Raw genomic sequence first — 11,005 nt, 5'->3', positions numbered from 1 at the left:
CCGGTTGTTCCTCAATGCGCAACACGTGGCTCAGTACGCAACGAACATAAAGCCCCGCGCACCTTCGAACAAGAGCCTCGGTGGACCACCGGCCGCGGCGCCCCCTACCCTGAATCGAGATCAAGGCATGTCAGGAAGAGGCGACATGGCGCAGCGGCGCTTGCTCGAAGGGCTCGGTGTGACCGTCGCCGAGGAGACCGCCTACCGAGCCCTGCTCAGGCACGGGCCCGCGACGCTGAGCCGGCTCGCCACCGACACCGGCTCGTCGGCCGCCGCCATCCGCCGCATGCTGCCCCGGCTGGAGGATCTCGGCCTGATCTCCCGGGTGGCGGGCCGGCCGCTGCGGCTGGTCGCCACGCCCCCCAACGTCGCCATCGACATCCTCGTCGCGCGCCGCCAGGAGGAGATCGCCCACAGCAGGGCCGCCGCCGCGCTGCTGGCCACCGAGGTCGCCGAGCGCAGCGGGCCGCATCCCGAGGAGGTGCTGGAGGTGGTGACCGGGCGCGACGCCGTGGCCCGCCGCTATCTCCAGCTCGAACGCAACGCCACGCGGGAGATGCTGGTGCTGGTGCATCCGCCGTACGCGGTGGACATCAGCGACGACCAGGAGAACCGGCAGCGCGCGGCCCGCCAGGGAGCGCCCACCCGGGGCATCTACGGCCCGCAGGCGTTCGAGCAGCCCGGCATGCTGGCCCACACCCGCCGCGCGATCGAGGACGGCGAGCAGGCCAGGCTCGGGCAGGTGCCGGTCAAGCTGGCCATCGCCGACGCCCGCACCGCCATCCTGCCGCTGGTCTCCGACGAGGACCGGGCCGTGGAGAGCGCCCTGGTGGTGCACCCGTCCGCGCTGCTCGACGCGCTGGTGGGCCTGTTCGAGACGCTGTGGCGGGCCGCCGTGCCACTGCGCCTGTCGGCGGAGACCCTGGAGCCTGAGGCGTGGCCGCAGGGCCCGGACACCGAGGTGCTGGCGCTGCTCGCGGCCGGCATGAAGGACGACGCCATCGCCAGGCAACTGGGGTTGAGCCCGCGCACGGTGCAGCGCCGCGTCCAGGTGCTGTGCGAGCGCCTCGGCGCCAGGACCCGCTTCCACGCCGGCTTCCTGGCCGCCCAGCACGATTTGCTGGCCCCTAAGTGATCAGGATCCCGCCGTCCACCGGAAGCGTCACCCCGGTGATGTACGACGACGCGTCGCTCGCCAGGAACACCGCCGCCGCCACCAGCTCCGCCGGGTCGCCCGCCCGCTTCATGACCACCCGGAACTCCACCATGGCCTCCAGGTAGCCGGGCTGGTATTGCTCGGTCATCTCCGAGGCGAAGAACCCCGGCTCCAGGCAGTTGACCCTGATGCCGCGCCGCCCGGTCCACTGCTGGGCCAGGTCGCGGGTGAGCCCGATGACGCCCGCCTTGGACGCGCTGTAGGCCGCCTGCGGCAGCCCGGCCGTGGTCTCGCCGAGCACGCTGCCGATGTTGACGATCGACGAGCCGGGCGGCATCACCCGCGCGCACGCCTGCGCCATCCAGTAGGTGCCGTGCAGGTTGACGTCGACGACCCGCCGGAACTCCTCGGGGGTCTCGCGCGTCGCGGGCACGGCGGTGCCGATGCCCGCGTTGTTGATCAGCACGTGCACGCCGCCCATGGTCTCGACGGCGGCGGCCACCAGCGCGTCGCAGTCTTCGGGCCGGGACACGTCGGTCGCCACGGCCAGGCAGCGGCGGCCCGTCTCCTCGACCAGCCGGCGCGTCTCCTCCAGCCGGTCGAGGCGCCGGGCGCCGATCACTATGTCGGCGCCGGCCTCGGCCAGGCCGCGGGCGAAGGCCACGCCCAGCCCGGAGGAGGCGCCGGTGACGATCGCCACCTTGCCGTCGAGCCGGAAGCGCTCCAGCATGTCAGACCCCGCATTCCCGCCGAAACGAAACGCTCCGGCCCCCGTGTTGCCAGGAGGACCGGAGCATCACCTGAGAGCCTCTAGAGGCCGTATTCCTTGACGATCCGCTCGTGCCGCTCGATCTCGACGTCGATCTCGCGGGCCAGGTCGAGCCAGGCCAGCGGGTGCACCCACCGCTCGGTGGCGTCGTCGAGGAGGGCGTCGACCTCGGACGGCGACACGTTGGGCGGCACCGCGACCCAGCCGAACACGCCCGGCAGCGACTCACCGCTGGTCGGGTGGTTGACGGCGTAGTTTTCGTCGCTGTAGACCCACATCGGCCAGCCGCGCTCGGCCATGACCTCGGTGAACTCGGCCCAGTCCTCTTCGCTCGGCGCGGCGCCGTCGAAGAAGTAGCTGGTGTAGCCGCCGGGCCGCAGAATGCGCACCGCGGCGAACGGCGGCACGAAGTTCTGCTGCTCCTGCGGGTCGTCGGGGACGGGCTCCAGCAACTGCGGGTCGAACACGACCAGGTCGCCGGCGTTGTAGTCCATGCCGCGCGGCTGCGGCAGGGCCAGCCTGGCGGTGGCGGGACCGGTGCGGATGGACAGCACCTGGCGCTGGCCGCCGTCGGGGGCGGGCAGGATGAGCCTGATGAGGCCCATCTCCTCCTCGATCGGGCCCTCCGTGGACTTGATCGGCATGCCGATCTTGGCCGCGCCCTTGCGCACGGTCTCCCAGTCCTCGGCCGAGGTCGCCATGACGATCATGCGCCAGACGTCCTCGTCGACCAGCTCGTCGAGCACCTCCAGCAGCACCCCGGCGGCCCGCTCGTTCAGGTCGAGCTGCTGGGCGGCGCCGGACAGCAGGCGGCGGGCCTCAAGGCCGGACCCGGCCGCGACGGCGTGCTCGGCCGCCTCGACCGTCTCCTGCCAGCGCTCGCGGGCGCTGTGCAGCCTGGCGAGGGCGAGGTGCTGGGCGTCGTGCGGCAGCAGCGCCGCCATCTGCTCCAGGCGCTCGTCCTGGCGGGCCTCGACGAGCAGCGTGGTCATGTAGGCCACGTCCTCGGAGTCGGCGGTGGCGATGTCGCCGCTGTCGACCAGCATCTTCCAGTAGATGTCGGCGCCGGTGGCCGGGTAGCCGAGGAAGCCCAGCGTGGTGGTGTGGCGGCGGGTGGCCTCGAGGTCCTTGCCGGACAGCGGGGCCAGCCAGCCGACCCACCTCTCCGGGTCGGCGTTGAAGCCGTCGGCGGCGTCGAACAGGCCGACCGTCTCCTCCAGCGGGCCCGGCGCCTCGGGCTCGATGGCGGCGTCGGCGGCGGCCCGCAGGGAGGCGATGCGCTCGCTCAGGTCGCCGGGCTCGCGCAGCTCGCCGGCGCCGGACTCGGCCGCGTCGGCCAGCAGCCTGGCCTGCCACACGCCCTTCCTGGCGATGGCCAGCTCGCCCCCGATCAGCGCGAGCTCGACGCGGGCGCGGTAGCCGCCCATCATGCCGAAGTAGTCCATCCACTGGCGCAGGACGCGGCCGAGCTGCCAGGTGTTGGTGATCTGCGCGGAGCCGGCCAGCTTGTTGACGGCCTGCGCCCACTCCACGAACACGCGCGGGTGCTCGCCCACCACGTCGAGGTCGGGCAGCGCGTCCACGGCCTCGGCCGTGCGGCCGAGCGTGGCCAGGATCAGGGACCGGCGCACGCCGTCGCGGTGCTCCTTGGCCACCGGGTCGTCGGCCTGGAACCCGGCCGCCGCCTGCAGCGCGTTGAGCGCGTCTTCGGTGCGCCCCGCGGCCAGCAGCGCGCGGGCGCTCTCGGCGCCGAGCTCCCAGCTCGACTCGCGCCCGGCCACCCGCAGCCGCTCGACGGCCGACTCGGCGTAGGTCACGGCCTCGTCCGGCTTGCCGGCGTCGATGAGGGCGGCGACATAGGCGGTCGCGAGCGCGGTGAAGGCGGACTTCTCCGGGCTCGTCGCGTCGAGGTGGGTGCTGAGCGTCTCCAGGCGCTCGGCGGCGTAGCCGGGGCCGTCGGTGTTGGCCCACGCGACGACCAGCGCCTCGACCGCGGCCGGAGCGGCCGGGCAGTCGCGCACGTCTTCGCGCTGAGCGAACGTCAGAAGTTGCTGCGCGTCGTCCAGGGCGACCGCGCCCTGGGCCCGGTCGCCGATGCGGCCGACCAGATGCCAGTAGCGGGCGTAGAACTCGAGCCACGGCAGCTCGAGGGACTCCGCCTGCTGCGCGATGGCCGGTGCCATGACGTCGAGCTGCGGATATCGGCCCTCATAAGCCTGTGCGGGGAGGTCTCCCAGCGCCATGGCGAGGCCAACGTTGCCCGCCTCGGAAAGCTGCTGCTGGGTTTCGCCGACCCAGGCCCAGATGTCCACGTCCATGGGCAGTCAGTCTGCCAGGTCAACGAGCGTGCCCAAAACGCAGAAGCTCGATCAGCTCGTCCGATTCGCTGTCGTTGAGGACCGAAAATACCGGTGCCATGAGGTCATTGGTGGCCTCTTCGACCGCCGCGCGCCGCGCCACGACGTCGGGCCCCGGCTCGGTGTAGGGCTCGGGCCAGGCGAAGAACTTGGCGATCATGTCGCCGTTCACCTGACCGAACGGCGTGGCGTCGTGGCCGGCCGCGAGCGTGGCCTCCAGCGGGTGCAGGCCCGCCGCGATCACCGCGTTGGCGTGCAGGGCGCCGCGCAGCTCACGGATGACGTGCATGAGCTGGACGGCCCTGGCGGGCGGGTCCTGGGGCAGCGGTACGGCCCGCCAGCCGGCGAACAGCGGCGCCCCGACCGGCGAGGCCGCCCGCACGACCGGCTCCAGCAACTCGGCGAGCCTGGCGCAGCCGTCGTAGTCGCCCAGTTTGCGCCGGCCCCACTCCCGGCACACCTCGGCGTAGAGCTCGACGGCCCGGTCGACGGCGAGCTTGCGGCCGCCGTTCCAGCTCTCCTCGACGTGCTCGGCGGGGAAGAAGACGGCGACCGAGGTGACCACGTCGGCGTCGCAGTCGCCGAGGACCCCGCAGCGCCCGCGGAAGTAGAACTCGCGGGCGCCGAGACCGTACTTCTCACAGACGGCCTTGGCCTCTCTGGAGATCATGAATCCGCCGCCGTACTGGCCGATGGGCGCCTTGACCTGGACGGCGGTGGTGCGGGGGTCGGCCATGTCCACCTCTCAGTTCGCGAAGTAGACCCAGAATCCCCCATCAGAACTTCATTCTGCAAGCATCAGTTCCCCGGAGGCGACGATGACCGCGGGACCGGAGAGGTAGCTCGTGTCCTTGTCGAGGATGACGGTCAGCGTGCCGCCCTGCACCTCGATCGCCCACGTGCCGGTGGTGTCGCCCGACAGGTGCGCGGCGGCGACCGCCGTGGCGACCGCGCCGGTGCCGCAGGCGCGGGTCTCGCCGGAACCGCGCTCGTAGACGCGCATGACCGCGCGGGCGGTGCCGACCGGGTTGAACAGCTCGATGTTGACACCCGCGGGGAAGATCGTGGTGTCGAACCCGGGCTGGTAGTGCAGGTCGAGCTGGACGACCGGGTCACCGATGGCGCAGGCCAGGTGGGGGTTGCCCATGTCGACGTGGAGCCCGGTGTATTCGTGGCCGTTGACCGTGGCCACGCTCTCGCCGTGGACGACGGGCTTGCCCATGTCGACCGTGATGTCGCCGTTGGCCTCCACGTGGATCGAGCGCAGGCCGCCCCGGGTCGCCACCGCGAACCCCGACGGATCGGCCAGCCCGTTGTCCAGGAGGTAACGGGCGAACACCCGCGTGCCGTTGCCGCACATCTCCGCCATGCTGCCGTCGGCGTTGCGGTAGTCCATGAACCACTCGCTCACCCCGGCGTGCTGGGCCACCTCCGGCGACAGTTTCGTGCGCACCACCCGGAGCACGCCGTCGGCGCCGATCCCGGCCCTCCTGTCGCAGATCTTCGCGACGAGAGCGGCCGACAGATCGGCCTCGCCGTCGAAGTCAGGCAGGATGACAAAATCGTTCTCGGTGCCGTGCCCCTTGAGAAAGCGCATTGTAGGAGTTTATGCGCACGGCTGTCCCGCGATTCGCGCCAGGGACCGCTCAAGCAGGTCTGGAGCGTCGTACGGCAGCCAGCACACCCGCGGATCGCGGCGAAACCACGACTCCTGGCGGCGGGCGAAACGCCTGGTCAGCCTGACCGTCTCGGCGAACGCCCGCTCCTCGCTCCACTCACCCTCCAGGAACCGGATGACCTGGGCGTATCCGAGGGCCCGGCCGGCCGTACGCCCGTCGGCGAGCCCCTGCCCGAGCAGCGCGCGCACCTCGTCGACCAGCCCGGCCCGCCACATGCGCTCGACCCTGACCTCGATCCGCCGGTCGAGCTCCGGCCTGGGGACCTCGACGCCGATCTGGACGCTCGGGTAGACGGCGTCGTAGGACGGCATGGTGGCCGAGAACGGGCGGCCCGAGAACTCGATCACCTCGAGGGCGCGCACGATGCGGCGGCCGTTGCTCGGCAGGATGGCCGCGGCGGCGTCCGGGTCCTGCTCACGCAGGCGCTCGTAGAGCGGCCCGGGGCCGCGCTCGGCCAGCTCGGCCTCCAGCCTGGCCCTGATCGCGGGGTCGGTGCCGGGGAACTCCAGCTCGTCGATGGCCGCACGGATGTACAGGCCGCTGCCGCCCACCAGCACCGGCACCTCGACGGCGTCGATGACCGCCCTGGCCAGCTTCTGGTATTCGGCCACGCTGGCCGTGACCGTCACATCCCAGATGTCCAGCAGGTGGTGCGGAATCCCGCGCATCTCGGCCTGGGTGAGCTTGGCCGTGCCGATGTCCATGCCGCGATAGAGCTGCATGGAGTCGGCGTTGACGCACTCACCCCCCAGCCGGAGGGCGAGGTCGACGGCGAGATCGGACTTTCCCGCCGCGGTGGGACCGACGACGGCGATGACTGGCTGCTGGCGCACACGGACAAGTGTGCTAGAGATCGAGCAGTGACGGTTGCAGGTAGCCCTCGTGGGTGAGCAGCCACCGCTTGGTCTCCACGCCCTCCCCGCCGCTGAACCCGCCCAGCCCGTTGCCGGCCGCCACGACGCGGTGGCAGGGGACGATGATGGGGATCGGGTTGGAGCCCATGATCGAGCCGATGCCGCGGGCGGGCACGCTGGAGCCGCTCAGCCTGGCCAGCTCGCCGTAGGTGACGGCGGTGCCGTAGGGGACCCGGTGCAGGGCCTGGAGCACGCTCAGCCGCGAGCCGGACATGAGCCGCCAGTCGATGGGCGTCTCGAAGGTCTTCAGCTCTCCGGCGAAATAAGCATTCAGCTCGGCGACGACGGAGGCCGTACGATCCGCATCATGAACCTCAGCCAGGCCGAGGCGGCGGTCGGCGGGCCACTCCCGGGACCCCCAGCCCGACGCGACCAGGCCGACCTCGGTGACGGCCAGCACGAACGGCCCCACCGGCGTCGGGACCTCCGCGAAAGCGACCGTGGACTGGGTGGTCATCGTGTCCTCTCGTGAGCTCGTGGTGCTCGGCACCTCGAGCGCCGTTCCTACCCGACACCGTAACCACAACGGCTACCTCTTGCGCTGGGACGGTCAGGGGTTTCTCTTCGATCCTGGTGAGGGCACCCAGCGGCAGATGGTGCACGCCGGGATGAGCGCCCACGACGTGCACTGGCTCTGCGTCACGCACTTCCACGGCGACCACTGCCTGGGCGTGCCCGGGGTCGTGCAGCGGATCGCCAGGGACCGGGTCCGGCATCCGGTTCGCGCGGTCTATCCCGGTTCCGGGGAGGACTATTGGCGCAGGTTGCGCCATGCGGCCGCGTTCGCCGACACGTCCGTGATCGCCGAGCATCCGCTCTCCGGCGAGCTGGACGGCGTCGGGCCGCTGACCGCGCGCCGCCTGTCACACCCCGTCGAGTCGTACGGCTACCGCGTCCAGGAGCCGGACGGCCGCCGCATGCTGCCCGAGCGGCTGGCCGCCCACGGCATCCGGGGGCCTGAGGTCGGCGAACTGCAGCGCACCGGCTCCGTACGCGGGGTCACGCTCGACCAGTGCAGCGTGCCCAAACCAGGGCAGAGCATGGCGTTCGTCATGGACACCCGGCTCTGCGACGCCGTCTTCGAGCTGGCCTCCGGGGTCGACCTGCTGGTGATCGAGTCGACGTTCCTGGCGGAGGAGAGCGCGCTGGCCAAGGAATACGGGCATCTGACGGCGTACGAGGCGGGGCAGGTGGCGGCGGAGGCCGGGGTGCGCAGGCTGGTGCTCACGCACTTCTCCGAGCGGTACGGGTTCGACGACGAGCCGGCGTTCACCGCCGAGGCCCACCAGAGCTTCACCGGCGAGATCATCACGGCCCGCGACCTGATGCGGATCCCGGTCCCACGCCGTCAGGTCCACACACCGGTGAAGTAGCCGACGCCGTAAGGGGCGGTCGCCATCAGCAGGCGGCCCTCGAACGCCGCCGGTCCCGCCGCGCCCGCCAGCACCTGCAGCGCCGCGCGCCCGCTCACCCACAGCCGGTCCGCCTCGGCGGGGTCGAGCGCGGTGAGGGCGCCGGCGTCGGCTCCGGCGAGGGCGGTCGCGATGTGGTCGTTGAACGGCCCGGCCGCGTCGTCGTACCGGCCAGGAGCTCGCGGGCTGAGGCAGGCCGAGCCGTCGGCCATCACGAGCAGCGCCACCCGGTCCCCCGCGACGGCCAGCTTCGCCCCCAGCTCCCGGCATTCGTCGCCGGTCGCGTCGAAGGCCACGGACTGGAGGAGGCCGGGGTCGTCGTCCAGCAGGAGCCGGCCGATGGTGAGGGACAGCGGCAGCACGGGCTCGCCGCCCCCTGCCGTGACGTCCAGGCCCCAGGGCCGCAGGGTGCCCGCCGACGTGCCGTCGTACGCGCTCGTGGCCTCCGCGCCGCCCACGATCACCAGCGTGTCGGGGCGCGCCGCGCGCAGGGCGTCGATCGCGGTGTGACAGGTGGAGCGAAGGTCGGGCAACTCCAGCACGACCAGCGGGGTTGGCGGGCAGACGGCCGCGGCGACAAGCACGAGCGCAAGCGTACGGGAGGCTCAGTACGGGCTGTCCCCCTGCCTCACCTTGGCGAACAGGCTCTGGGCGTAGGCGTGGGACGCCTGGTGCAGCCCGCCCCCGAAGCTGACCCTGGCCACCCCGAGCTCCGCCAGCCTGGCGAGCCCCGGGACGCCGGGCCTGAACAGCACGTTGACCCGTCCGCCGAGCTCACCGGCCAGCGCCCGGATCTCGTCCTCGTCCGCCAGCCCGATCGGGTACACGCAGTCGGCCCCCGCCTCCAGGTAACGCCGGCCGCGCTCGGCCACCGCCTCCCGAGTGGCCTCGCCCCGCAGGTAGAGGTCGACGCGCGCGTTGATCACGAGCGTGTCGCCCGCGGCCGCCCGCACCTCGGTCAGGAAGGCGGCCTGCGCCTCAGGTTCGACCATCTCGCCCCGCCCGGGGACGGAGTCCTCCAGGTTGCACCCCACGGCCCCGGTCGCGGCCAGGCGTTCGACCAGTTCGGCGGGCTTGAGGCCGTAGCCGCGCTCGATGTCGGCGGTGACCGGCACGTCCACGACCCGCACGATGCGGGCGATGGCCGCCATCATCTCCCCCACCGGCGTGGCCTCGCCGTCGTCGTAGCCGAGCACACGGGAGACGGCGGCGCTGCCGGTGGCGACCGCGGGAAACCCGGCATCCCGTACGGCGCGGGCCGAGGCGGCGTCCCAGACGTTCGGCAGGACGAGTGGCGTGCCCGGCACGTGCAGCGCGCGCAGCGCGGCCGCTCTGTCAGTCGTCATGAAGCGACCCTACGGAGCCGAGGGGCTCCCGTCATAGGTCCAGTGCCACCCATAAGCGGCAAGCCACTTCGCCGGGTCGCTAGCAGCCGCTCTTCGCGCACTGGCCGCTGACCTCGCCCGCCGGTCCGTCGCCGGGGGTGTCCTCCGTCGTGCCGCCACCGGACTGCGGCCCCTTGGTCGGGGTGCTCTTCGACGGCTCCTTGCCGGTCTGAGTGTTGCCGGTGGAGGAGCCGGTGCCCGTGGAGTTGGCGCCCGTGGAGTCAGTGCCCGTGGATCCCGTGCCCGGGTCGGCGACGTCACCCATGCCGCCCTCGTCGGGGGCGTCGGTGGACAGGCCGTCCTCGGGGTTGTCGGTGGTGGCGTCGCCCATGGTGGCGTTGTCGTCGCCCTGGAGGTCTTCGTCCCCTCCGGCGCTCTGCGAAGGCGCCGGCGCGGGCGCACCGCCCTGCTGCTGCGACGTCCCGCCGGGGCTGGACGCCAGCAGGTAGCCGGCGCCGCCCGCCGTGAGCACGGCGACGAGCACGGAAGCGGCGATGAAGAGGACTTTGTTCTTGCTCTTCTTCCTCTGTGGGCGGTTTTCCGATGGCCTATTTCTCGACGCCAGGCGAACGTCTCCCGGCCCGGACAGGACCTCCTGACGATCCGCCTCGATCGGATCTTGCATGGTGGTGCAGCTCCCTGCGGTCGTATCGGGAAACCTCAACGGCTTCGGGGGTGATGGACCACACTAGCCGCAAGAGTGGAATGCTCGCACACCAATCACAAAGGAATCACGACTTGTCCCCCCTTAGATCCATTTGCCCAGGTCGCCGCGCCCACCTGGCACCCCTGGCCGGAGTCACCGGGGTACTCGTCACCGCGTCGCTGGGAATATTCCTGGCATTCACCAACTCACCTCGATCAACACCGGAAATCGATCAGGAAACGCCACTTTCCCCAAGATCGAATTCATCGCCTTCGCCACTCTCGGCGTCGGTGAGAACACCTGTTGCCACCAAATCGCTCCTCGCGCCGACGCCCGCCGCCGGACCGCTCCACATCGTCGCCAGTCACGAACCGGAAGCCGTGCAACTGCCGCCGTGGTTCGAATCGGTCCCCGCCCCGGCGACGCCCCTCCGCTCGGCCGGCCCGCCACGGAGACGACCGCCGAAGACGAAGGCGCCCCCGAAGGCCGTACCTCGTCCGCAGAACTCCCCCACCCCGCGTCAGAAGCCGCGCCCGACGATCAAGCCGAGGCAAGAGGAACCGCGCGGCCTGCCGGACCCCTGCGCCACGTTCCACGACTTCCGCAGGCAGCCCTGCTACGCCTTCCTCGACCGCCTCACCCGCTGAAACACGAAAAAGGGCGGCGCCGAAGCACCGCCCTTTTCGT

General features: G+C 71.7%; 12 protein-coding genes. 3 read left to right on the top strand and 9 right to left on the bottom strand.

Going from position 1 to position 11,005, the window contains the following annotated elements; genetic code table 11:
* Positions 1–145 precede the first annotated feature (145 nt).
* Positions 146–1,135, top strand: coding sequence for a helix-turn-helix transcriptional regulator (locus C4V41_RS01615; protein ID WP_103953905.1), 990 nt, complete (start codon positions 146–148; stop codon positions 1,133–1,135).
* On the opposite strand, the gene C4V41_RS01610 is transcribed toward C4V41_RS01615, so the two are convergent.
* From C4V41_RS01610 to C4V41_RS01585, 6 genes are all read right to left on the bottom strand, one after another.
* Entirely contained in the window at positions 1,128–1,886 is a 759-nt protein-coding gene (locus tag C4V41_RS01610; RefSeq protein ID WP_103953904.1) for an SDR family NAD(P)-dependent oxidoreductase, read from the bottom strand. The two genes, C4V41_RS01615 and C4V41_RS01610, sit on opposite strands and share 8 nt — an antisense overlap.
* Positions 1,887–1,966: 80 nt before the next feature.
* Positions 1,967–4,243, bottom strand: coding sequence for an ATP-binding protein (locus C4V41_RS01605; protein WP_103953903.1), 2,277 nt, complete (start codon positions 4,241–4,243; stop codon positions 1,967–1,969).
* 19 nt (positions 4,244–4,262) lie between these two features.
* A complete protein-coding gene (locus C4V41_RS01600) occupies positions 4,263–5,018 on the bottom strand; it encodes an SCO6745 family protein (protein ID WP_235029850.1) in 756 nt (251 codons plus the stop codon).
* Between the two features lie 48 nt (positions 5,019–5,066).
* Positions 5,067–5,879: a diaminopimelate epimerase gene (gene dapF / locus C4V41_RS01595; RefSeq protein WP_103953902.1), complete on the bottom strand. Its 813-nt coding sequence runs from the start codon at positions 5,877–5,879 to the stop codon at positions 5,067–5,069.
* A 9-nt stretch (positions 5,880–5,888) separates the two neighbouring features.
* A complete protein-coding gene (gene miaA, locus C4V41_RS01590) occupies positions 5,889–6,794 on the bottom strand; it encodes a tRNA (adenosine(37)-N6)-dimethylallyltransferase MiaA (RefSeq protein WP_103953901.1) in 906 nt (301 codons plus the stop codon).
* Between the two features lie 13 nt (positions 6,795–6,807).
* Entirely contained in the window at positions 6,808–7,332 is a 525-nt protein-coding gene (locus C4V41_RS01585; RefSeq protein WP_103953900.1) for a methylated-DNA--[protein]-cysteine S-methyltransferase, read from the bottom strand.
* Position 7,333: 1 nt separating this feature from the next.
* On the opposite strand from C4V41_RS01585, the gene C4V41_RS01580 reads away from it, so the two are divergent.
* Entirely contained in the window at positions 7,334–8,248 is a 915-nt protein-coding gene (locus C4V41_RS01580) for a ribonuclease Z (RefSeq protein WP_103953899.1), read from the top strand.
* On the opposite strand, the gene C4V41_RS01575 is transcribed toward C4V41_RS01580, so the two are convergent.
* The 3 genes from C4V41_RS01575 to C4V41_RS01565 form a co-directional block, all read right to left on the bottom strand.
* Entirely contained in the window at positions 8,224–8,871 is a 648-nt protein-coding gene (locus C4V41_RS01575; RefSeq protein WP_103953898.1) for a class III extradiol ring-cleavage dioxygenase family protein, read from the bottom strand. The genes C4V41_RS01580 and C4V41_RS01575 overlap by 25 nt on opposite strands.
* A 21-nt stretch (positions 8,872–8,892) precedes the next feature.
* Complete coding sequence (locus C4V41_RS01570; protein WP_103953897.1) at positions 8,893–9,633, bottom strand: isocitrate lyase/PEP mutase family protein; 741 nt, start codon at positions 9,631–9,633, stop codon at positions 8,893–8,895.
* Between the two features lie 79 nt (positions 9,634–9,712).
* A complete protein-coding gene (locus tag C4V41_RS01565) occupies positions 9,713–10,156 on the bottom strand; it encodes a hypothetical protein (RefSeq protein ID WP_103953896.1) in 444 nt (147 codons plus the stop codon).
* A 452-nt stretch (positions 10,157–10,608) separates the two neighbouring features.
* On the opposite strand from C4V41_RS01565, the gene C4V41_RS60565 reads away from it, so the two are divergent.
* The gene (locus C4V41_RS60565) at positions 10,609–10,965 is read left to right on the top strand and encodes a hypothetical protein (protein ID WP_146103489.1); all 357 of its coding nucleotides are present in this window, start codon (positions 10,609–10,611) and stop codon (positions 10,963–10,965) included.
* Positions 10,966–11,005 lie beyond the last annotated feature (40 nt).

The organism is Nonomuraea solani (assembly GCF_900108335.1).
GTDB classification, from domain to species: Bacteria; Actinomycetota; Actinomycetes; order Streptosporangiales; family Streptosporangiaceae; genus Nonomuraea; species Nonomuraea solani.
The sequence above is the reverse complement of the archived record's forward strand: the minus strand, read 5'-3'. Positions and strand labels throughout refer to the sequence as shown.

Coding starts and splice junctions, on each gene's coding strand:
- C4V41_RS01615 (WP_103953905.1), top strand. CDS start 146: ATGGCGCAGCGGCGCTTGCTCGAAGGGCTCGGTGTGACCGTCGCCGAG.
- C4V41_RS01610 (WP_103953904.1), bottom strand. CDS start 1,886: ATGCTGGAGCGCTTCCGGCTCGACGGCAAGGTGGCGATCGTCACCGGC.
- C4V41_RS01605 (WP_103953903.1), bottom strand. CDS start 4,243: ATGGACGTGGACATCTGGGCCTGGGTCGGCGAAACCCAGCAGCAGCTT.
- C4V41_RS01600 (WP_235029850.1), bottom strand. CDS start 5,018: ATGGCCGACCCCCGCACCACCGCCGTCCAGGTCAAGGCGCCCATCGGC.
- dapF (WP_103953902.1), bottom strand. CDS start 5,879: ATGCGCTTTCTCAAGGGGCACGGCACCGAGAACGATTTTGTCATCCTG.
- C4V41_RS01585 (WP_103953900.1), bottom strand. CDS start 7,332: ATGACCACCCAGTCCACGGTCGCTTTCGCGGAGGTCCCGACGCCGGTG.
- C4V41_RS01570 (WP_103953897.1), bottom strand. CDS start 9,633: ATGACGACTGACAGAGCGGCCGCGCTGCGCGCGCTGCACGTGCCGGGC.